The sequence below is a fragment of the Xanthobacter sp. YC-JY1 genome (assembly GCF_021730305.1).
Taxonomy (GTDB): domain Bacteria; phylum Pseudomonadota; class Alphaproteobacteria; order Rhizobiales; family Xanthobacteraceae; genus Xanthobacter; species Xanthobacter flavus.
In genome coordinates, this window is sequence record NZ_CP032674.1 from 3,718,587 (window position 1) to 3,740,802 (window position 22,216).

The 22,216-nt window shown below is 62.6% G+C and carries 19 protein-coding genes and 1 pseudogene; 7 read left to right on the forward strand and 13 right to left on the reverse strand.

Going from position 1 to position 22,216, the window contains the following annotated elements; all coding sequences use genetic code 11:
- Positions 1-611: 611 nt before the first annotated feature.
- Positions 612-1,277, forward strand: a complete 666-nt coding sequence (locus D7006_RS17440) for an AAA family ATPase (RefSeq protein WP_237353937.1) — start codon at positions 612-614, stop codon at positions 1,275-1,277.
- A gap of 209 nt (positions 1,278-1,486) precedes the next feature.
- Here the strand turns inward: D7006_RS17440 and D7006_RS17445 are convergent, their stop codons facing one another.
- On the reverse strand, positions 1,487-2,662 hold the full coding sequence (locus tag D7006_RS17445) for a Fic family protein (protein WP_371744959.1): 1,176 nt from the start codon (positions 2,660-2,662) through the stop codon (positions 1,487-1,489).
- Here D7006_RS17445 and D7006_RS17450 point away from each other — a divergent pair.
- A protein-coding gene (locus tag D7006_RS17450; protein WP_237353938.1) for an IS3 family transposase occupies positions 2,570-3,759 on the forward strand; the annotation gives its coding sequence in 2 pieces (ribosomal slippage) (positions 2,570-2,819 and positions 2,819-3,759; 1,191 coding nt in all). The genes D7006_RS17445 and D7006_RS17450 overlap by 93 nt on opposite strands.
- On the opposite strand, the gene D7006_RS17455 is transcribed toward D7006_RS17450, so the two are convergent.
- Positions 3,660-4,307: a hypothetical protein gene (locus D7006_RS17455; RefSeq protein ID WP_237353939.1), complete on the reverse strand. Its 648-nt coding sequence runs from the start codon at positions 4,305-4,307 to the stop codon at positions 3,660-3,662. The genes D7006_RS17450 and D7006_RS17455 overlap by 100 nt on opposite strands.
- A 905-nt stretch (positions 4,308-5,212) precedes the next feature.
- Between D7006_RS17455 and D7006_RS17460 the strand changes: the two genes are divergently transcribed.
- Positions 5,213-6,571 carry a site-specific integrase gene (locus tag D7006_RS17460; protein WP_237353940.1) on the forward strand — a complete coding sequence of 453 codons (1,359 nt, stop codon included), beginning with the start codon at positions 5,213-5,215 and terminating at the stop codon, positions 6,569-6,571.
- 290 nt (positions 6,572-6,861) lie between these two features.
- Here the strand turns inward: D7006_RS17460 and D7006_RS17465 are convergent, their stop codons facing one another.
- Complete coding sequence (locus D7006_RS17465; RefSeq protein WP_237353941.1) at positions 6,862-8,004, reverse strand: hypothetical protein; 1,143 nt, start codon at positions 8,002-8,004, stop codon at positions 6,862-6,864.
- A gap of 598 nt (positions 8,005-8,602) precedes the next feature.
- Between D7006_RS17465 and D7006_RS17470 the strand changes: the two genes are divergently transcribed.
- Entirely contained in the window at positions 8,603-9,811 is a 1,209-nt protein-coding gene (locus D7006_RS17470) for a hypothetical protein (protein ID WP_237353942.1), read from the forward strand.
- Positions 9,808-11,046: a DNA cytosine methyltransferase gene (locus tag D7006_RS17475; RefSeq protein WP_237353943.1), complete on the forward strand. Its 1,239-nt coding sequence runs from the start codon at positions 9,808-9,810 to the stop codon at positions 11,044-11,046. Before D7006_RS17470 ends, D7006_RS17475 begins: the two co-directional genes overlap by 4 nt.
- Here the strand turns inward: D7006_RS17475 and D7006_RS17480 are convergent.
- Positions 11,023-11,433, reverse strand: coding sequence for a very short patch repair endonuclease (locus tag D7006_RS17480; RefSeq protein ID WP_237353944.1), 411 nt, complete (start codon positions 11,431-11,433; stop codon positions 11,023-11,025). The genes D7006_RS17475 and D7006_RS17480 overlap by 24 nt on opposite strands.
- 174 nt (positions 11,434-11,607) lie before the next feature.
- Positions 11,608-12,516, reverse strand: a complete 909-nt coding sequence (locus D7006_RS17485) for an AraC family transcriptional regulator (protein WP_237353945.1) — start codon at positions 12,514-12,516, stop codon at positions 11,608-11,610.
- Between the two features lie 138 nt (positions 12,517-12,654).
- On the opposite strand from D7006_RS17485, the gene D7006_RS17490 reads away from it, so the two are divergent.
- Positions 12,655-13,608, forward strand: a complete 954-nt coding sequence (locus D7006_RS17490) for an SDR family NAD(P)-dependent oxidoreductase (protein ID WP_237353946.1) — start codon at positions 12,655-12,657, stop codon at positions 13,606-13,608.
- Positions 13,609-13,674: 66 nt separating this feature from the next.
- Here D7006_RS17490 and D7006_RS25435 read toward each other — a convergent pair.
- From D7006_RS25435 to D7006_RS17530, 8 genes and pseudogenes are all read right to left on the reverse strand, one after another.
- A pseudogene (locus D7006_RS25435) lies at positions 13,675-14,019 on the reverse strand (transposase); the annotation flags it as partial.
- Positions 14,020-14,104: 85 nt separating this feature from the next.
- Positions 14,105-15,097 (reverse strand): Gfo/Idh/MocA family protein, encoded by a 993-nt coding sequence (locus D7006_RS17500; RefSeq protein WP_237353947.1) that lies wholly within the window; start codon positions 15,095-15,097, stop codon positions 14,105-14,107.
- Positions 15,098-15,111: 14 nt separating this feature from the next.
- The gene (locus tag D7006_RS17505) at positions 15,112-15,873 is read right to left on the reverse strand and encodes an SDR family NAD(P)-dependent oxidoreductase (RefSeq protein WP_237353948.1); all 762 of its coding nucleotides are present in this window, start codon (positions 15,871-15,873) and stop codon (positions 15,112-15,114) included.
- Between the two features lie 12 nt (positions 15,874-15,885).
- Entirely contained in the window at positions 15,886-16,713 is an 828-nt protein-coding gene (locus tag D7006_RS17510; RefSeq protein ID WP_237353949.1) for a phosphoenolpyruvate hydrolase family protein, read from the reverse strand.
- Positions 16,714-16,743: 30 nt separating this feature from the next.
- Complete coding sequence (locus D7006_RS17515; RefSeq protein WP_237353950.1) at positions 16,744-18,030, reverse strand: TRAP transporter large permease; 1,287 nt, start codon at positions 18,028-18,030, stop codon at positions 16,744-16,746.
- A 26-nt stretch (positions 18,031-18,056) separates the two neighbouring features.
- On the reverse strand, positions 18,057-18,560 hold the full coding sequence (locus D7006_RS17520) for a TRAP transporter small permease (RefSeq protein WP_237353951.1): 504 nt from the start codon (positions 18,558-18,560) through the stop codon (positions 18,057-18,059).
- Between the two features lie 4 nt (positions 18,561-18,564).
- Positions 18,565-19,593 (reverse strand): TRAP transporter substrate-binding protein, encoded by a 1,029-nt coding sequence (locus D7006_RS17525; RefSeq protein WP_237353952.1) that lies wholly within the window; start codon positions 19,591-19,593, stop codon positions 18,565-18,567.
- A gap of 151 nt (positions 19,594-19,744) precedes the next feature.
- On the reverse strand, positions 19,745-20,746 hold the full coding sequence (locus D7006_RS17530) for a LacI family DNA-binding transcriptional regulator (RefSeq protein WP_237353953.1): 1,002 nt from the start codon (positions 20,744-20,746) through the stop codon (positions 19,745-19,747).
- A 128-nt stretch (positions 20,747-20,874) separates the two neighbouring features.
- Here D7006_RS17530 and D7006_RS17535 point away from each other — a divergent pair, with 128 nt between their 5' ends.
- Positions 20,875-22,074 carry a Tm-1-like ATP-binding domain-containing protein gene (locus D7006_RS17535; protein ID WP_237353954.1) on the forward strand — a complete coding sequence of 400 codons (1,200 nt, stop codon included), beginning with the start codon at positions 20,875-20,877 and terminating at the stop codon, positions 22,072-22,074.
- The last annotated feature ends 142 nt before the right edge of the window (positions 22,075-22,216 follow it).

Here is a 22,216-nt window from a genome sequence, read left to right on the forward strand (position 1 = left end):
CACCTCAAACTTGATCACATTCAATGATCACAAATGACCATGTCAAGGGAAACCAGCGGCTGCACCGGCCGGTTGGGCGGCCCTACTCAGCATTTCCGAGCCTCAGCTTCGGGACATTCACACGGCAGGGCGCCCTTTCCAGGCCGAAGGCTTTGCCTTGCCGGGTTCCGGGGCGCGTCCGGCGGGGCCGATCTGATGCAAGCCCTGCAGGAAATGATTCCTCAAGGCGCACCCGGACATCCCGCCCCGAGCGGACAAGCGATCCACCATCCACGCCTTCCGGTTCCCCGCGCAGGACTTCAAGCTCAAGGTCGGGGACACGCCGAAGCGCGCGGGAACGCGCGAGCCGGCCGGAGAGGTCGTCGCCATCGACGAGGACGCCCTCACTATCGAACTCAAGCTCGGGTCCACCCGCAGCCGTATCGAGGACGGAACCTGCCTCATCCCCTCGGGTCCGGTAGGCGACAAGGAGCTGCGAGCTGCGGTCTACCGCTTCGCCGAGGCGGTCAGGGGCGGCGACGCGGCGCGCTGCTCGGCGATCGTATCGATCCTGCGTCGCGACCTTCCCGACATCGCAGGCCACGAGCCCGGTGCTCCGGTGATGCCGGACGGTGCGGAGCCCCTCCCCGCGACCATCGGTACGCTGCTCGCTCTCAACGGCAGCCACCTCCTTCATCCAGGGCCCTCCCGGCGCCGGCAAGACCTACACCTCATCCCAGGCCATCGTCGCCCTGCTCGCCGAGGGCAAGCGTGTCGCTGTAGCCTCTAACGGCCACAAGGCCATCGACCAGCTCCTGCGCGAAGTGGAGGCGCTGGCACGAGACACGTCGCACCGCGAAGCCCCCGAACTGGCGCGCGATACCGACATGATCCTCATCGACGGACCGCCGCGCGTCGCCGGCTTGATGCGCTCGGCGCTCCTCGCCGCTGACCTCGTGCTGCTCCCGGTGCAGCCATCGCCGCTCGATGGTTGGGCCTCCGCCGAGATGCTCGCGCTCCTGAATGAGGCGCGCATCTACCGGCCGGAGCTTGCAGCGCGCTTCGTGCTGAACCGCTGCGGCGCCCGCACAGTGCTCGCTCGCGAGACAGCTGAGATGCTGGCGGATCATGACCCGCCAGTGATCGTGAGCACCATCGGTCAGCGCGTGTCCTTCGCCACGTCCGCCCAGTCCGGGCGGCTGGTCGGTGAACTCGATGAAGGTGGTCGGGCGGCGCGTGAGATCGCGGCCCTGGCTGCGGAGATCGTTGGTCTCGGTGTTCCGGGAACCGCTCGATGAGCACACCGCCGACCCGCAAGGACTTCGCCGCACGGCCTGCCAATCCTGAGCAGTGGATCAAGGCAGCGGAAGCAAAGACGTCGAATGACGTCGCCGGCGCCTTTACCGCGCGGCTCACCATCGACGTCACGCCCGACCTGCCCCGCAAGTGCTGGCGCGAGAGCGCCGCAGCCTGCAATATTATCACCGTTGCTGGACTTTCATTTCAGCTAAATGCCGCGCTGGATGGCCTGCGCGACCGCGCCAACCAAGCGCTCGTCCGGGAAAACCCCCAGATCGTGCAGCGCGCGCAGCCTTGTTTCAAAGTCGGCATTGCTTGGCGTCGCTTCGAACTCGCGAGCGAGCGTCTGAAGCTCACCACCGATCGCCTGAATGCGCTCCATCCGAGTCCGGTCCTCCTCCGGACTGGGCGATCCCGGCCCATCCCGCGTCGCCTTGTCGGCGCGTGCCAGGACCCAGCGTGCCACCGCCTCTAGAGCATCGGCGGCGCTGGCGATGAGGCTGTAGCTGGTGCTCCGCCCGCCGGCCGGATCCCGGGCCAGAATACCCTTGCCGCACAGGTCTTCGATGTCGCGGGCGGCGGTGTCCTGCGAGCACTTGGCGAGGGTGGCGTATTTGGACGAGGTCAGCTTGCCTTCGAAGCCGTCAAGCAGGCGGTTGACCACGAGGTGCTGCCTCGGGCTGAGGGCGCTCCTGGCATGAGCCTCCCAGAACCGCGCCTTGCGCAGAACCGTGGCCAGGGCCGCCCCTGCCCCATGGAAGGCGCGGTCGAGGCATTCCAGGAACCAGGACAGCCACGCCGTGATGTCGAGGGCGCCCTTCTGAGTTCGCTCCAACGTCTCGTAATAGGTCTTCCGCTCGATCCGGATCTGCGCGGACATGCTGTAGAACCGCTGCGGCGAACCCTCCGAGCGTGCCAGCGCCATGTCGGCGATGGCACGGGCGATGCGCCCGTTGCCGTCCTCGAACGGATGGATGGTGACGAACCACAGATGGGCCACGGCCGCGAACAGGACGGGATCGATGCTGCAGGGTGCGTTGAACCACGCGAGGAAGGCCTGCATCTCGGCCGGAAGGCGTTCCGCCCTCGGCGCTTCAAAATGGACATGCTCGCGCCCGATCGGCCCGGACACGACCTGCATGGGACCGGCCTCCCCGGTGCGCCACGCGCCCACGATGATCTTGGCCGTGCCGCTGCGACCGGTGGGAAACAGCGCGGCATGCCAGCTGACGTTGCCCCTCCTGGCTAATCCAGCTTTGAGTTCGTTCTGGCCCAATGAGAGGACCAGAACATGAGGCGCAGCCGGTTCACCGAGGAGCAGATCATCGGGATCCTGAAGGAGCACGAGGCCGGGGTGCCGGTCTCGGACCTGTGTCGGAAGCACGGGGTCAGCGACGCCAGCATCTACAAGTGGAAGGCCCGTTTCGGCGGGATGGACATATCAGAGGCCAAGCGGCTGCGGGCGCTGGAGGACGAGAACGCCAAGCTGAAGCGAATGCTCGCCGACGCCATGCTGGACAACGTCGCGCTGAAGGATCTCCTGGGAAAGAAGTGGTGACGCCCGCTGCCGAGCGCAAAGCTGTCGCCCATCTCGTGGAGCATCACGGGATGAGCGAACGGCGGGCGTGTAAAGCCACCGGCTTCTGCCGCATGACCATGAGATACAGAGCCAAGCGCGGGAATGACGCTTTGCTGCGTGAGCGGATGAAGGCCATCGCCCAGGAACGGCGGCGGTTCGGGTATCGCCGTCTCCACGTCCTGCTCAGGCGGGAGGGTTTCACGGTCAACCACAAGCGGCTGTTCCGGCTCTATCGTGAGGAACGGCTGATGGTGCGCCAGCGCGGTGGTCGCAAGCGGGCCATCGGAACGCGGGCGCCGATGATGATCCCGATGCGGCCGAACGAGCGTGGGTCGCTCGACTTCGTTGCCGACCAGATGACCGATGGCCGGCGCTTCCGGATGCTGGCCATCGTGGACGATTGCACTCGCGAGTGCCTGGCGCTGGTAGCGGACACGTCGCTGTCCGGCAGGAGGGTCGCTCGCGAACTCGATCGGCTGCTGGCAGAGCGCGGCCGGCCGAAGATGATCGTCAGCGACAATGGCAGCGAGTTCACCTCCAATGCCATTCTGGCCTGGACCGACGCGGCCCGGGTCGAGTGGCACTACATCGCGCCCGGCAAACCGATGCAGAATGGCTTCATCGAGAGCTTCAACGGCCGCCTGCGGGACGAGCTGTTGAACGAGACGCTGTTCTCCAGCCTGTCCCAGGCCAGGGCCGCCCTCGCCCGATGGCAGGTCGATTACAACACCGACCGGCCGCACTCGAAGCTCGGATGGCAGACGCCAAGCGCTTTCGCCTCAACGTTCCACCCGCGGCGGGATCAGACGCTCCGCAACATGAGTGGTTCCGCGTCTGCCCCCGCCGCCCAGCACGCCCGAAAGGGCAAATCCAACCGCCAGAACGAACTCAAAGCTGGATAGAAGTTGGGGGCAACGTCATTCAGGGTGAAGAAATACACAGGGCGCAGGGGCCGGCCCACTTTGTCACGAGCCGCGAAAAGGGTCCGCAGAAAGTCGCGATGGTGATCGACCTTCACGACATGCTTGCCCTCTTCGGCGACCTTCGGGGCGCCGCCATTCTCTCCGGGCAGATAGCCACGCCGGATCACGTCGCGGATCGCGTCACGAATTCCGCCGTGCAGCGCGCGCAGTGTTTCCACCGCATAGTCCGCTTCACCAATGGCGATTTTCTGGTCTTTCGACCTTTCGGCCAGCGCGACGAAGTCGCCGAGCTGGCTGAGTACGTGTTCGATATGGGCTGTGTCAGGCAGGCCGGACCGCAGCGACGCGAAAAGCGCGTGATGAGCGGCCGATGTATCCGCGTAGTTCGCCGCCACAAGTTCGGTGAGCGGATACATTAGCGGTAGCCCCGAGCGACAGCTGATGCCAGCGCCGAAGAGCCAAGCCTGACGCTCCGAGGTAAGGTGCGCAGTTACATCCTCGACCGCAGCATCGAAGTCCGTCGTCATCTTGTCCCCTTCCGCCCAGGCCGAACGTCGCACGCTCAACGAACGAGGCTACCGAAGCAAGAGACACCCTAAACTCAGGCGTGTGCTTTTCCCATCCCGCCTCAGAGGCGGCCAACAGTTTCGAGCTGATTAGCTACGACGGTCTTTCTTCGATCGAACAGCCGAGCCGCCGACAACCGGACGTTCCTGATGTCCGCCCTGGGTCATCTTTTGCCTCTGCGGTGAGGACAGCCCCGGGCTTCCCGTTCATTCGGGGCTTGGCAAATCCGGAAACACAGTTCCCGACGGAAGCGTGGTAGGGGCCCCCAGTTCTTGGTGCTCCCGTCTTCAGGACAGTGATATTGCGCCTGCTTCCCACAAGGAGAGAGAGGTGGTCGCGAGTTGAAGGGACAGGAGCTCGATGTGACGGGAGGCGGAAGCGGACCAGGTGCTTGAGATTGACGATCCGTGAGCGGCGGGGAGGCATCGGGCGTCTGCCGACTTCCGCGCTCTTCAGAGACCGCCGTGGAAGCAGGCTCGGCGAGCCGAGCGTCTCATAGACCGTCGAATTTTGGAGAAGGCGAGATTCAGATCCAGGCGGGAGCCGCGCCCCGGTCTTGCCAAGGCGGTCAATGAGCGTCCAGCATTACGATGGAAAAACGCGACTTCCGCGCAAATACCAAAGCAATTTCTGGTTGTAGTGGCGCACCCGACACGATTCGAACGTGTGGCCTCCGCCTTCGGAGGGAGTACTGGTAGTTCCGTCGAATTTACGATGGAGCGCGAAGAAATGCGACATCATACTGTTATTGAAAAAGAATTTGTAACGCGCTCTACCCGAGACTATCCTTCTCTCCGCCACCACTTTCTTCCTGCTGCTTACGTGGCGCTTACGCGAGACGAAGCGATCTGGGCGGAGAAACCCCATGTCTAAGCTCACCAAAAGGGCCGTCGATGCCGCGGAAGCCGGCGCCAAGGATTACGTGATCTGGGACGACGAGCTCCCTGGCTTTGGCCTGCGGGTTTTCACGTCCGGCAAGCGAAGCTACGTCCTTCAGTATCGGTCGGCGGGCCGATCGCGTCGGTTCACGATCGGACTGCACGGAGTCTGGACACCTGAACGCGCGCGCCAGGAAGCCAAGGCTCAGTTGGGACGGATCGCGCAAGGCGATGACCCGGCCGAAGAGCGGCTGCTCGATCGCAAGGCGCTCACGGTCAAGGAGCTCTGCAACCTCTACCTTGCCGACCTGCAAACGGGTCTCATCCTCGGAAAGGGCGGGCGCCCCAAGAAACACGGCACGATCGTCTCCGATCTTGGCCGCATCCACCGTCATATCGTTCCCCTCCTCGGCTCACGTCGCGTCAGGGACCTGACGAAAGCCGACATCACGAAGGCCATGAAGGACATCATGGCAGGGAAGACGCGTGTCACCGTCATGACGAAGAACCTGCGCGGCAAGTCCATCGTGAGAGGCGGCGCCGGCACAGCCACGCGGACAATCGGCCTGCTGGGCGGCATCCTCACCTATGCGGTCGAAGCCGGGATCATCGAAACGAACCCCGCACGTGGTGTGCGGCGGCCGAAGGACAACGTACGCGCCCGGCGGCTGAGCGAAGCCGAATATCGCGTTCTTGGCGACCTGCTCAAGGCGGCGGCCGGCAACGAGAGCTACCGGATGTCGGTCGAGATCATCCGCCAAATCGCGCTCACCGGATGCCGCCGCATGGAGATGGTCACGCTACGATGGACAGAAGCTGATACGGATTCGAGCTGTCTTCGCCTGATCGACAGCAAGGAGGGAAGCTCCATCCGGCCCATCGGGCTGCCCGTGGTGGAATATCTGGAGAGGCGCCGGAAAGAGGCGGTCGGCGATTACGTCTTCCCCGGCCGGGACGGCCAGAACGCATTCGGCAGCTTCCCCAATCACTGGAGGAAGATCTTCGCGGACTCGCCCCTGGCCGATGTCACGCCTCACATCCTGCGCCATAGCTTCGCCAGCATCGCGAACGATCTCGGCTTCACGGAGGTCACCATCGCCGCCCTCGTCGGCCATGCGAAGGGATCGGTCACGAGCAACTACATCCACACGCTCGACACCGCCCTGATCATGGCAGCCGATACGATCTCAGGCTACATTCAGGGGCTGCTCGACGGAGTTGAGTTCAAGCAGACTGCCTATGCACTCGATCGCGGCTCCCGAAGGGCGGCATTGACCCGGTTTCTCCGAAGGGTCGCCGGCGATGAGGATCCGGAACCGGACCAAAGCGAGCATCTCGCCGCATGAGTCGGTCCTCTTCCCCAGAGCATCCTGCGCCCCCTGCCGGTGAGGGCCCCTCCTACCATGGGGCTCCTCGCCCTGGTGGCCATCTCCAATTATGCCGACGGGCTGCCTCTTTTTTCGCAGGAAAGCTTCTGCACCCGGGATGGCATCGTCCCCCGACGCTCGAACATGGCGGACGGAATGGGACAGGTCGGCTTCCACCCGAGCCGCTCACCGACCGTGTCCTTCAGAAATCCGCGACGGAGAGGCGAGAGATCAGTTCCGCGAGATCGGCTGCCTAGCGGCGAGCCTCCTCACGACCATTGCGAAACTCTTGCAATCTCATTGAACATCCCCGCCGCGCCCAGGCGGAGCGGATCCAGCGCCTCGGCCCGTTCTTTCGCCCAGGCGATCCAATCGCTCAAATTGCGATCCCCGACGCTGACGTCGCCTTCATCGAAGGCGCGCTTCTCCACTTCAGCCAGAAACACAAGCAACCTATCGCGCTGCTCCAAATCCGCTGCAAGCTCGCCGAGCTTGTTCCAGCGCTTGTCATCGATTTCCCTGAGACGCCTGGCCTCGTAGCGCCGGGCCTCTTCTTCCCGATGCCGCTTCTCACGCTCCTCGCGCTCGCGCTTCTGCTGATCTAGGATCGGTCCCGCAGCCATGATGGTACCGACGATCTCCGGCAGCAGGTCGCCAATCTTTGTCTTCTGGCTTTCGATCCATTGAGGCTGCCGGCCATCCAGGTAGGTGGTGATCGACACGCGCAGGAAGCCTGACGAGCCGAGGCCCGATTGATGGTGGTCGGGATAGGCTGTCCACGTCCGCGTCTCATCGCGCGGCTTAAGCGACTTCACCAGCTTCTCCACGATCGAGCATTCAACGAGGTGGCTCGCAATTTTGAAGGTCACCTTTCCTGTCATCGGGGACTGCTCAATCCTGCCTCCGGCTTTCTCGACGCCCGTGAAAATCGCGCTCGTGACCCGGAAACGGTATAAGTCACGTATGGTTAGGTCGGGAAGCAATCGAGGTGTCCACCAACTTTCGTGCCTTCGCCGTCTGCTCTCTTGCTCGCGTTCCTTCTGCTGCTTCTTGTGCTCCGCAAGCCACGCCTTCACGCGTGGATGAAGGTCATCCAGGCCATCCGGCACTCCAATGGCTTCTACCTTCGCAGCGGCAGCCGTCGCCGACCTCTCAGCTTCCTGTAACGGCGCTGGCTTGGCGGGCGTGGGGTAGATATCCGTCATCTGCGGAATTCCGTCCCTGCGTGGCGGCAGCTTGAATGCAACCACCGGCTTGCCTGCCTCCCTTTTGGCCCAATAGCCGCGCGGTGGATAAGGCACGTCCATTCTGTCGCAGATCTTGGCAAGCCCATTTCCGCTGATCCCGAACTCCTCCGCTAAACGGCTCATCGGCTTTTGCCAGACCAGCGCGAAGAGTTCCTCGCGGCTCACATGCCGCGGCTCTTTGTGTACCGGTATATCCGCCATATCCATCCCGCTTCACACTTGGTTGAACGCAAAGGCGACAGGAAGCTCACGTGCCGGATCGCACGCTGCGTGATCGATGCTCAATTCCGGTTCGCGAGGCTCTGGCTGCCCATCTTGCAACACGGCTCGTGCGCGAGAAGCCCACCACTTACGATTTTGGAGGCGGTCGATCGAATTTTGAAGAATACGAATTCAAAATCAAACACTTGATCGATTTTTGCGGATTTCCGCTGCCGCGCGCGATTGGATCGCATCTCCCGCGGGTTTCCCGCGCCGCAACTTCTCCGCCGCGATGGCGGACCTGGACGCCCGCCCGGCAGCGGCTGTCGTACCCGCCTTCTCTCGGCATCACAATCGCCTGTCCCCGAAGAAGGCTGAAGCGCCCCGCCCGTTCCTCGTCGAGATCGGCGGGGGCTCCTGGAGGCGGAAAGCGGCGCGCGTCACTTGTTGCAGGCTCGATGGCCGTTCGATGCATGGGTTTTTGCTGGGACGGTCGGCGCGCCGTGCCTCGAACCTTGCCATCCTCTCCAGCGGAATCCACCCTTGAGACGAAGAGGGAACAATGATTCTAGGGCTACGGCACTACGCCACCAAGGCTTCCGCGCGAGAGCCGCTGCTGCGCTTCATGGTGGACGGCCTTCGAGCGGCCGGCTGCCGGGTGCTCTTCGCATCGCCCCCGGATCGCGCGCCCTTCGTGATCACCTTCGAGACTCGCGACGGCGAGCGGATGGGCATTGTCGCATACGCGTTCCTCGCGACCCGGACGCCCACGCGAAACAGGCCGGCTGACGAGCGCTCCTTTCAGATCAAGTACGGTAGCAAGGAGGACTACGCCGACGACAACGCGCATGTCCTGTGGCAGGATCCGCTTGGCTTGTTCACGACGCTGCTGATCGGCATCGACCCAAAGGAAGGCTTCTTCGTCGCCGCCGACCCTGAGGCGCACAATCCCACCAAGTTCTTCATCCGCGTTGAGTTCAAGGATGAGCATGCGGAGGAGGTTCTGCGACAGGGATGGCATGCCTGGGAGCGGACACGGCGGGCTGGTCCGATGGCGGAGCCGGTGGAGGTGCTCGTCGGGGGCACCCGGGACGCCTTCCTTGACCTCGTGCGGTTCGAGCGGGCCGCGTATGGGCTGGCGCCCGGCGATCGCCAGCTGCTCGCCGACAAGCGCGAGCTGATCCGCGGCGCGCGTCCCATCGAGGATGTCCCAGCTGAGGCGACAGGGGTTGAGGTGGTCCACCCGCTTCTGCGCGAGCTCAGCCTCGGAGCCGAGGATGTGCTCGAGCTGATCGCCGGCGCCCGTCGGCTGAAGATGGCGGTGCGGGGCTGGGTGGCCGAGGAGCATCTGCGGGCGACGCTTGCCAAGCTTGACGGGATCACCCATTGCGAGCGCCTTGACGTCGAAGGTGCGCCCGACCTCCTCATTCGCTACAAGGACGGCCCCCAGCTGACGGTGGAATGCAAGAACGTGCTCCGCGTGCTCAACAAGACGTTCAGCCTGCCGCGCATCGACTTCCAGCGGACGCGCGCGGCCAAGGGCGACCCCTGCTCGCGCTACTATGCCCCAAGCGACTTCGATGTCGTCGCAGGCTGCCTGCATGCGGTGACCGAGCGGTGGGAGTTTCGCTATGCCATCCCGGCGAGCCTTGACCCGCATCAGAAATGCCCGGGCAAGCTTGCGAGCAATGTGCTGGTCGACAAAAGATGGGTGAGCGAGCCCGCGCTCGCTTTCGAGGCCGCTGCGGCTCAGGTAGAATCGCGCGCATGAGCAAGCTTCGCGCGATCAGCCTTTTCACAGGAGCGGGCGGCCTCGACCTCGGCTTTGAGGCCGCGGGGTTCGAGACCGCTGTCGCGCTGGAGCTTGATGCGCGCTGCGTGACCACGCTGCGCGCGAACCGCCCTTGGCCCGTGATCGACCGCGACATCCTTGGCGTGGCGACGGCGGATCTGCTTTCTGTCGGCGGCCTTCGCGCCGGAGCTGCCGATGTTCTGATCGGCGGCCCCCCCTGCCAACCATTCTCCAAGTCGGGCTTCTGGGCGAGCGGCGAGGCGAAGCGCCTGGACGATCCGCGTGCCGGCACCCTTGGCGCCTACATGCGCGTGCTCGAGGAGGCGAGGCCGCGCGCCTTCCTGATCGAGAATGTCGAGGGGCTCGGCTTCCGCGGCAAGGATGAGGGGCTGAGGCTCATCACGTCTGAGCTGGCGCGGATAAATGCGGCGCATGGCACCCGCTATTCAGCCTCCATCGCAGTGCTGAACGCGGCGGATTATGGCGTGCCGCAGCTGCGCCGCCGACTGTTCGTGATTGGCGCGCGGGACGGAAGGCCCTTTGAATTTCCGGCTGCTAGCCACGTCGATCCAAATCTCGGCGATCCGGTGGACAACCGTCCACCCTATCGGACCGCCTGGGACGCGTTGCACGATGTTGTCGTCGATGAGCCATCCTTAGCACTGACAGGCAAATGGGCGCGCTTGCTGCCCTCCATCCCCGAGGGCCAGAATTATCTGTGGCACACAGATCGGGGAGGCGGCTTGCCGCTCTTCGGCTGGCGCCGCCGCTACTGGTCATTCCTGCTGAAGCTCGCCAAGGCGCAGCCCGCCTGGACCCTCCAGGCGCAGCCAGGGCCTGCAACCGGCCCATTCCATTGGAGCAGCCGGCGGCTGAGCATGCGCGAGATGGCGCGGCTTCAGACCCTCCCCGACGATTTCGTTGTGACTGGAACGGTGGCCGACGCGCAGCGGCAGCTTGGCAACGCCGTGCCCTCGCTCCTGGGGGAGGTTCTCGCGCGCGCCATCGCATCCCAGCTGCTTGGCGTGCGGGTTGATCCGGACCGGCTCGCGCTGGCTCTTCGTGCCGCCCCGCCCGCGCCTCCGCCGGAGCGGGTGGCCAAGGTGCCTTCCGCCTACCTCGGCTTGCGCGGCGAGCACGACGCTCACCCAGGCACCGGCAAGGGATATCGAGCGTCCGGGCGCCCGGCGTCATCCCGGCTCGCTGCCGAATAGGAAGCCGCGCAGGATCAACCGCAGCTTCTCAGGGTCCTTCGTCTCGCATTCCCAGACCACAAGGCAGCTCCAGCCGGCTCGCTCGAGCGCTGCGCGCGCCTCTCGATCCCGCGCCACGTTGCGAGCGAGCTTAGGGAGCCAATAGTCCAAGCGGCTTTTCGGCTGTCGGGCCAGCTTGCAGCCTTCGTGCTGGTGCCAGAAGCCGCCGTGGACAAGGATCGCCTTCCGATGGCGGGGCAGGATGATGTCCGGCGTGCCCGGCAGGTTCCGCCGATGCAGCCGAAACCTGAAGCCGAGAGCATGGACCATGCGGCGAACCACCAGCTCGGGACTTGTGTCCCGCTTGCGGATGAGCCGTCGCTCGGCGGGGGTGAGACGGTCTGCCACGGAAATCACCTCGTGTAGGTCCGGCCCCAAAGAGGGAAGCATGTCAGCTCCATCAGACCAAACTCCCCGTGGAGGCCGCTCACCGACCGCCAGCTTGTCCGTGAGGTGTCCAGCATCGTGTAGGATGAATCAGTGTGTTAGTTGGGACGGCAGCGGGGATTGAGACCGTGAGATCTACGAAAACCCCGCACGTCGATATTGCGTCGGCGTGCGCCCCATCACACGGCGAAATGCCGTGCTGAAGGCAGCTTCAGATTCATAGCCAACGGAAAAGCCGATGGTCGCAACGCTTTCACAGCTGCGCTGAAGACGATCGGCCGCCAGCCTCATCCGCCAAACAGCCAAGTAGTCGAGTGGCGTCTGTCCGACGACATTACGGAAACGCTCGGCAAAGGTCGTCCGCGACATGCCGGCAACGCCGGCGAGATCGGCAAGCGTCCAGCGGCGTTCCGGTTCGGCATGCAAAGCACTCAATGCGCGGGAAAGCCTGTGATCAGCCAGCGCGCCTAGCCAACCGGAATGATTGCCGGAAGCGAGCCAGAGCCGCAGCACCTGAAGCAGCATGATCTGCGCAAGATAGTCGGCCATGAGTGCGCCGCCTGGTGATCCCTGTTTAAGCTCCATCGCCAATTGCTCAAGCGACCAGCGAAGCACCGCTGCCTGGTTGGAGGCATCACGCACATGGACGATGGGGGGCAGCGCATTGAACAGCAGCCCTGCATGATCTCCCTCGAACGAGAAGCGTCCGCCGATCAGAAAGAAATCACCACCACCGTTGCAGGTTGCGATCCCATCCGCTGCCTTGTCGTAGATCGTTGCGGAGTCGATGGTTGCCGCTGCTCCATCAGAAGCGAACACGAACGGCCGGCCGCGGGTCAGCAGGAAGCAGTCTCCGGCCTCGATCCGTAGCGGTGCGTCGACTTCACCTTCTACAGACACCCAGCAGGTTCCCTGGACCACGGTGTTGAACTTGATCCCCTGATGGGCGGAGAATTGGATTCCCCATTCGCCGCCGGCATCGAGACCCGCACTGATCGCGGTTTTGGGTCTCAACAGGGAAAGAACGTCGGACAAGGGATCCAAAGCGGCAAATCCGTATCATCGCAAAAGAAAGTCGGATCCTATAGCGTGGATCGTTCGACTGCTATTGCTCATCTTCGCCTTAGTGAATTCAGCTGGCCCGCCCTTAAACGGCACTGTCCCGAACTGCGGAGAAGCATCATGGCAGATCATCAGAAACCGTTGGGGTCAGGGTTCGGAGCGCACACGACCGCGTCGGATGTGCTGTCTGGCATCGACTTGACCGGCAAGCGCGCGATCGTCACTGGCGGCCATTCGGGTCTTGGCCTAGAAACTACCAGAGCGCTGGCGGAGGCCGGCGCGGAAGTGATCATCGGCGTACGCGATCCCAAAGCAGCGAGGTCGGCGACGCGCGACCTTCCCAATGTGACAGTGGACGCTCTCGATCTTGGAGACCTCGCTAGCGTCGATTTGTTTGCGAAGCAGGTTCTAGCGTCCGGCCATCACATCGACATGCTAATCAACAATGCCGGCATTATGGCCTGCCCGGAAACACGTGTGGGCCCGGGATGGGAAGCGCAGTTTGCCACCAACCATCTCGGCCATTTCGCGCTGACGAACCTGATCTGGCCATTGCTAGAAGGTGGCGCGCGCGTGGTTTCCGTCTCCTCTGCCGGCCATCACAATTCGCCGATCCGCTGGGACGATGTACAGTTTGCGGACGGCTACAATAAATGGCTCGCCTATGGTCAGTCGAAGACGGCGAACGCTCTGTTCGCGGTCCACCTCGACCGAGTAGGGCGGAAGCATGGCATCCGCGCTTTCTCGCTCCACCCCGGCAAAATATTCACGCCGCTCCAACGCCACCTGACGCAGGCCGAGATGACCGCCGAAGGTTGGCTGGACGAAAATGGCAATCCCGCCGATCTAACTTTCAAGACTCCGGCACAAGGCGCGGCAACACAGCTGTGGGCCGCGACATCACCTCAACTAGACAGCCTTGGCGGCCTCTATTGTGAGGATTGTGACATTGCCGTCCGGGCCGAAGCCGCTGGCGAACCTTTCGTCGGTGTCAAAGCCTATGCGACCGATGCGACCGAGGCCGAGCGAACGTGGAGCATGTCCGTGGAGTTGACAAAGATCGGGTCACGCTGACGGTCGGAATAAGCGAAAATGCGGTGGCATCGGAAGTGTGGAAAGGAGCCGCCGTTGCCCCAAGTTTTATCCAGCGGTGAGTTCTTCCTGGCGGTTGGATTTGACCTTGTCGGTCGGGTGAACGGGGCGATCTGGCGCGGGTTTTTTGACTTGGCGCAGCGGCAGATCCCATCGCGGATGGAAGTGGCGGCGAATGCGGAGGGGGCTGCCAGCCGAGGGCGGAGTGCGGCCGGGACTCAGTATAGTCGGATCGCCCCCTGCCCTGGGCCTTTCTGGCCTGGCTCAGCGCCGAGAACAGCGTCTCGTTGAGCAGCTCGTCGCGCACCCGGTCGTTGAAACTCTCGAAGGCGCGTTCTGCAGGGGCTTGCCCGGCGCGATTTAATGCCATTCCACTTGTGCCGCGTCTGCCCATCGGCGTTAGCCCAAGCTCGCCGATGGGCAGACGCTAAGCGACGTCATCGCTCAATCCCTCAGAACTCGCAAAGAGAGGACCTTCTCAAACGAGATCGACTGGTGCGTTCTGTCTCGCCGAGGCAAGCGCTGCGCTGATGATCTCGACCACCGGTCGGATCTCGACGGCTGAGGCTTGAGGCACCCTGCCCTCCCTGATTGCCAACGCGAATTCCCGGAACTGGTTGTCAAAGGCTTCATCGCCTTCAATGTAGGGGGTCAACGTACTGTCGATGACTTCCTGTCCATCCAGTTTCAGAATGCGGTCGTGGGTCAGCTGCATACTGCCATTCGGTCCGATAATCCAGCGTTCATTGGTGTGAGGACGCATGTTGAAGGACAGGTGACCTGTCGCCGTACTGCCGTCGGCGAAACCGAGAACCACGGTCGCCTGATCCTCACCCTGCCAGTTCTGCGGCTTGAGCTGCCCGGTCCGTGCGTAAACTGTGATCGGCTTCTCCCCCAGCAGCCACAATATTGTATCAATGACGTGCGGTCCGTTGAGACCGAGCGCCAGCCCGCCTGTGGCATCGGCCGACTTCCACCAATCGGCTTGCGCCTGAGGCACATCGACACCAAGGACATGAATGATGTCGAGCGGCCGGCCGAGTTCCGCGACGCGCTTCTTGGCCTCCTGAGCACCAGGAAAAAAGCGGCGACACTGCGCGACCATCAGAACGCGACCAGTTGCGTCGGCAGCGGCGATCATACGGTCGGCTTCGTCAACCGTGTTCGACAGTGGCTTCTCGACCAGCACGTGCTTACCAGCTTCGAGCGCCTTGATGCTGACCGAGCAATGTAGGTGGTTGGGGACCGTCAGGACGATGGCATCGATCGATGCATCGCTGAGGATCTCGTCGAGATCGTGAGAGACGCGCTGGGCGCGAAAGCGCGTCGCCAATTCGCGCGTCTTCTCCGCCTCATGTGGCAGGCCGACGATGGCGACAAGTTCGGCGAGGTCGGGGTTGTTCTGGATTGCCGTGAGATGCGCCACAGCGATCCGGCCCGGACCGACCAGTGCGGTACGAAGTTTCGTCATGATGTCGATCCCGGCTAGTGGGTCACGAGGCCGCCATTCACATCGAGCGTTACGCCGGTGATGAAGCGGGCCTCGTCAGATGCGAGAAACACGATAGCGGGGGCAATATCCTCCGCGTCAGGGATGCGCCGAAGCGGCGTCTTGCTGATCAGGTCGCGTTCCTGCTCGGGCGACATGATCTCGGAGAGACGTTCGCCGCGGAAGGCGGTCGGCGCGATGGCGTTTGCGGTGACGCCTTTGGGGCCATACTCATGGGCGATGTGCCGCGTGAGGCCGAGCGTGCCGGCCTTGGCTGCCGAATAATGAGAGCCGAGGAAATAGCTGTAGGTGCGCGCCGCCAGCGACGACACATTGACGATGCGGCCATAGTTCTGCTTGACCATGGTCGGCAAAACCGCCTGACAGCACAGGAAAATGCTCTTCAGGTTGGTATCGACGATGCTGTTCCACTCCTGCTCGGAGGTGCCGATCAGCCCGTTATAGTGGTGATACCCGCCGGCGCAGTTTACGATGGCGTCGATACGCCCGTTCCTGTCCAAAGCCCTCTTGACCAAGGCATCGATCATCAGAGGCGATGTGACGTCGACCTTGACCGCGACGGACTGCTGATCCTCCGGCAAGGAGGCATTGATGTCCGCGGCGACTTTCTTCAGCCGGTCGATGTCTAGATCCGCGAGCACCAGCGAAGCGCCTTCCTGCGCCAGCATCCTTGAGGCTGCGGCCGCGAGCCCACGGGCGGCTCCGGTAACGATGACGGTCTTGTTCTCGAAACGCATGGTCGCTCTCTTTCAGACTGACTGTTGCAGACGCTTGAACCGGCGCGCCTGATCGGTGATGGCGATCTCGGTCGGCAGGCGCTCCATACTGGAGGCCCCGAAGAATCCGGCGATGCCGCTAGTGTTGTTGAGGATGAAATCCACGTCTTCCGGCTCGGCGATGGGGCCGCCGTGACAGAGTACAAGAACGTCGGAACGGACTTTCCTGGCCGCGTCGTGCATGGACTGGACGCGCCGTGCGGCTTCCTCCAGCGACATGGCTGTCTGCGCGCCGATCGCGCCCTTGGTGGTCAGCCCCATATGCGGAACGATGATGTCGGCGCCGGCCTTCGTCATCGCCACCGCTTCGTCCTCATTGAACACGTAGGGGCTGGTGAGCAGATCGAGCTCATGGGCGTGGCGGATCATGTCGACCTCGAGCCCATAGCCCATACCAGTCTCTTCGAAATTCGCGCGGATGATGCCGTCGAAGAGACCCACTGTCGGGAAGTTCTGAACGCCGGTGAAACCCATTTCCTTAAGCTGGCGAAGGAATTGCGGCATGAGGCGAAATGGGTCGGTTCCGCAGACGCCGGCGAGCACGGGCGTGTGCCGGACCACGGGCAGGACCTCGCCGGCCATCTCGACGACGATGGCGTTAGCGTCGCCATAGGGCATCAGGCCGGCCATGGAGCCCCGGCCCGCCATGCGGTAGCGGCCGGAATTGTAGATGATAATGAGATCGACGCCGCCCGCTTCCGCGCATTTAGCCGACAGCCCGGTGCCCGCGCCCGCTCCGACAATTGCCGCGCCTGATGCGACCGTCGCCGCCAGTTTTTCGAGTGCTTGCTTACGGTTCATGAGACGTCCTTTCAGGAAATGTGCGGGCGCTTACAGGCCGAGCGCATGGACCAGCCCAAGCGACAGCCAGGGCACATAAGTGATGAGCAGGAGATTGAAGATCAGGGCGGCCAGGAACGGCAGGCACGCCATCGCGACGTCCCACAGCGGGACTTTTGTGACGCTGGAGACCACGTAGAGCACGACGCCGACGGGCGGGTGGATGAAGGCCACGGCGAGATTGGCGATCATGATGACGCCGAAATGGATGGGATCGACGCCCACGCTCTTGATCGCCGGTAGAAGGATCGGCGTGAGGATCAGGACCGCCGCCAGCCCCTCCATGAAGATGCCGACGATCAGCAGAAGGATGTTCACCAGAAAAAGCAGCAGATATTTGTTGCCGCCCGACACGTCGACGAGGAACTCGGCGATCATCGCCGGCACCTGCTCGACCGTGAGGATGTATGAACTCAGCGACGCGCAGGCGATGAGGAACAGGGTCGAGGCCGAGATACGCGCCGACTTCAGCAGCAGCGCCGGCAATACCGAGACCTTGGTATCGCCATAGATAATGATGGCGACGACGGCGGAATAGATCACCGCGATCACGGAGGCTTCGGTGGGCGTGAAGTAACCCAGAGCAAATCCGCCAATGATGAAGGCCGGGGCAAAGACCGCGAAGAAGCTGGTCTTGCCCTCATGAACCAGTTTGCGGAACTCGAAGGGCTGGCGATCGCCCCAGCCGGCGCGCCTGACGATCAGATAATTAGTCGTCATCAGGAAGATTCCGCCGAGAATGCCAGGGACGGCGCCGGCGACCAGCGCCGCCGATACCGGTACGTTGGCGGTCACGGCATAGACCACCGCGATGATGCTCGGCGGGATCAAGACATCGAGAGAAGCGGCGGCGGCAATCAGACCGGCGGCGTAGGAGCGCGGATAGCCATGCTTTTCCAGTGAGTTGACCGATATCGGGGCAAGCGCCGCCGCGTCGGCAACCGACGAGCCAGATATGCCGCCGAAGATCATCGCGGCATTGATGACGACATTGCCGAGGCCGCCGCGAAACCCACCGACCAATGCCTGCGAGAAGCTGAAGATGCGCCGCGCAATGCCGCCGGAGTCCATCAGGAATCCCGTCAGCGCGAAGAACGGCACTGCGAGAAGCAGGAAGGAATCCATCGAATTGTACATCATGATGGGAATGATGCCGAAGGGGACGGCCCCCGAGATCCCGATCGCCAGTACCGCCGCAAGACCCATGCTCACCGCGATAGGCGTCCCCAGACAGGCCAGGGCGACAAAGCCGATCACCCAAATGAGTGCCATGCTCATAATGATAGTTCCGGATTTTCGTTGGACTACTCGGCGGCCGGCGGCAGTTGTGATGCCTCGTTCGACCGATCCACTACGTTTCCAGCTGCGTAGAGCGCGCCCAGCGCGCTCGCCACAGGCAGCGCGAGGCCGACCCAATAGATCGACATGGGGAAGGTGATGGCCGTCTGCTCCGACGCGACTAGGCCGGCGACCCACTCCGCGCTCAGCCAGAAAATGACCAGCATGAACACCAATGTGCCGACGCGGGCCACCAGCCGAAGCAGGGTTCTGACCGGAGCGGGCGTGGATTCGGCCAGCAGCACGAAGCCGATGTGCTCATTGTGCCTGACGCAGACCGCCGCGCCAAAGAACATCAGCCAGACCATGAGATAGCGGCTGATTTCCTCGGTCCAGGGCAGCGGATCGCCCATGAAGCGCGAGCCGATCTGCAGCACCACGAGGCTAAACAGCGCGATCATAATAATGATCAGGATCGCGCTTTCGAGCTGATCGAGCCCTCGGTCGATCGCTCGCCACGTTCCGCGCATCGCCTTAACTACCTACCGCCAACTGGGCGCGCTCGATCATGCCTACCGGCAGCTTCGCGCTCCACTGCTCCCACACCGGCGCGACCGCGCGCTTGAAAGCCTCACGGTTCTCGCTGGTGAGAACGTTCACCTCCATCCCCGCCTTGCGCATCGTGTCGATGACGTAAGCGCGCATCGACTTCTCCCGCTCGAACTTCGCTTCACCCGCCGTGCGGAAGGCATCGGTCAGAATGCGCCGAACGTCAGGCGGCAGGCTGTTCCACCGCGCCTTGTTGAAGGTCGGCATCAACGCATCGCCGGTATAGGCGGAGATGGTGAGGTATTCGGCGATGCTTTGCCACTTCTCGCCCACGATGAATTCCGTCGGCCGCTCGGCGCCATCGAGCGTCCCGAGTTGAATGGCGGTGAACACTTCACCGAACGACATCGGCGTCGGCGTCGCACCCAATGCCCGGAAGGCCGCGACCCACAACGAGGTCTCCGGCACCCGGAAGCGAAGACCCTTGATGTCTTCGGGAGTTACAATGGGCCGTTTGACATTGACCCAGTGCCGCAGGTCGCGCGCCCAAATATCGACGGCGTAAAGGCCAAGCGGTTCGACGACCTTTTTGACGTCATCGCCGACACTGCTCGACACTAGCTTCTTCATGTCCTCGACGCCGGACAGCAGGAACGGCAGCGAGATGATGTCGGCGCGCGGCGTCCAGTTGTTGAGAATGCCGGTCGCCGTGATGGCGATGTCGATGGCGCCGGCCTGGTTCTGCTGAAATTGCGTCTTGAGATTGCCGCCGGCGAGCTGCGCGCCGGGAAAAATGGCGATGGTGACTTCGCCGTTGGTCTGTTTCTCGACGGCTGCCGCCATTTCAGACAGCACGCCGTGGGTGATCATCGTCGCCGGCTCGTCGTGCGACAGGCGCAGCTTGATCGGGGTCTGCGCAGTCGACACGGACGGGGCCAGGCCGACCGCTGAAAGAGGCACCGTCGCCGCAGCTGCCTTCAGCAGCCAACGGCGCGAGAATGTCTCGCGACGCATCGTATCCTCCCAGGTCTATTTTATAGCGTTCACTTTCCGTGAACGTTCACGATTCACTGGTAGCGATCGATCGATCATTTCCGTGAACGTTCACGGAGAAATGTCACCGAATGTCAGGCCTGTCAAGCACGATGCTGCGGCAGCCGTAAGGTTACGAGGGAACAACCAGACGCGTAGGCAATCGGATCATCTCAGCTTCACCGGTACCGTTGATCATGCCGAGCAGCATGGCGACAGCCTTTCGCCCGATATTGTGGGTATCCTGCGCGATCACCGCGACGGGCGGATCGAGCAGCGCCGCCCAGGGAAAATCGTCGAAACCCACCAGTTCCACGTCGACACCATGTCTCAGCCCCAGATGCCGCAGCGCCATCAACACGCCCTGCGTGATGCGCTGACTTGAGGTGATAATGGCGGTCGGCCGATCGGAACGCTGCAGAATCTCGATGGCCGCCTCGCATGCACCCTTCGGGTAAATTGTACCCGCTGCGGTCCAATGACGCTGGATCGGAAGGCCAAGCCGCTCCATGGCGCTTCGAAAACCTTCAAGACGCTCCTGCGACGTCATCAGATTGGGGCTGCCGACGACGGCGCCGATCTTGGTGTGGCCTCGCGCGACGAGATACTCGACCGCCGCGCCGGCGCCTTTCCGATTCTCGCTCAGCACCGCGCCGTAGAGCGGCGACGACAGGCTGCGATTGATCGCGACGACCGGAAACGTTTCCGGCAGATCGGTCTTAAGAAAATCGTGGTCGCCCTCTGCCGGGGCGACGATCAGCCCGTCGACGCGGCTTTCGAACAGATTGAGGATTGCCGTCCGCTCGCGATGAATGTCTTCGCTGGTGTTGGCGAGCAGCACGGAATAGCCGCGCTCGGTGGCCTCAGCCTCGACGCCGGCCGCCACCTCGGCGAAGAACAGGTTCTCGATATCGGAAACCACCAGCCCCAGCGCCTTGGACTGCGCGCTCCGCAGGCTGTTGGCGAGGCGGTTCGGACGGTAGCCCAGCTCGGCGGCGATCTTCAGCACGCGCTGCGACGTTTCGGCGTTGATCTCCCCAAATCCGTTAATGGCGCGCGAGACGGTCTGGTAGGAAACGCCGGCCGCGGCCGCGACATCTTTGAGCGTGACCGGGCGTCGGAGAGATTTCTGCATCGGAAGTCCATGCGCTGCGTCGGCGCGATAATAGGCTTTACAGGACGGCATTTCACCTTTTATGACCTTTAATCGTGAACGTTCACGGAGCGCGACACGAACGCTCCAGCGTCTCGAGGGAGGAGATCATGGGCGTGGTCTACGTGGTTGGCACTTGCGACACCAAGCAGAATGAACTGGCTTTCGTGAAGTCCGTCATCGTCGAGGCGGGGGTGGAAGCGGTCCTCGTCGACGTCGGGACGCGCGGCGGCGGCCATGCCGATATCGCCGCTGAGGATGTGGCGGCGCATCATCCATCGGGTAAAAATGCCGTTCTCGGCTTCGATGATCGGGCGACCGCCGTCGAGGGCATGGGTCTGGCGCTGAGTGCTTTTCTCGCAGCCCAAGGCGATGTCGACGGCGTCATCGGGCTGGGCGGCTCCGGCAATACCGGCATCGTCACCCGGGCGATGCGGGCGCTGCCCGTGGGCGTGCCCAAGATCATGGTGTCGACCATAGCGTCGGGCAATGTCGCTCCCTATGTCGGCAGCACCGACATCACCATGATGTACTCGATCACCGACATTGCCGGGCTGAACCAGATCAACCGGACAGTGCTCGGCAATGCGGCTCATGCCATAGCCGGCATGGCGAAATGGCATCTTCCAACGGCCGATGGCCTTCACCCGCAGATCGGCATGACCCAGTTCGGCGTCACGACCCCGTGCGTCGATCAAGTGCGGAGCGAACTGCAGGACGAATTCGACTGCATGTCTTTCCATGCCACAGGGATCGGCGGTCAGACCATGGAAAAGCTGGTCGATTCTGGTTTCCTCGCGGGCGTGATCGACATAACCACGACCGAAGTGGCGGATTTTCTCGTTGGGGGAGTTCTGCCCTGCACTGAAGACCGCTTCGGCTCCATTATCCGCACCAAGATTCCCTATGTGATGTCACTCGGGGCCCTGGACATGGTTAATTTCTGGTCTCGCGGCTCGGTACCCAAGGAATTTCAGGACCGGACCTTCCATATGCACAATCCCGAAGTGACGCTGATGCGGACATCGGTCGACGAATGCAGACGTATTGGCGAATGGATCGCCGCCAAGCTTAATCGTTGCGAAGGCCCCGTGCGCGTCTTAATCCCGGAAGGGGGGATGTCCTCGCTCGACATGCCCGGCAAATCTTTCCACTATCCGGAAGCTAATGCCGCATTATTTGATACACTTGAGCGCGATACAATGACAACGAAAGATCGCCGGATTAGCCGGCTTCCTTACAACATCAATGATGCGGCGTTCTCGACTGCGCTGGTAAATGATTTTATAGAAATAGCCAAGCAACAATGACGCATTATCGACGTTGATCGCCGCCGCTGGAGCGCAATCATAGCAAAACTAAGTTGATTTTACATATTATATCAGCGCGCCTCAATACCTAAAATTGTACACCACATCTCGAATACGATAACAATCGATATCAGCTTACTCA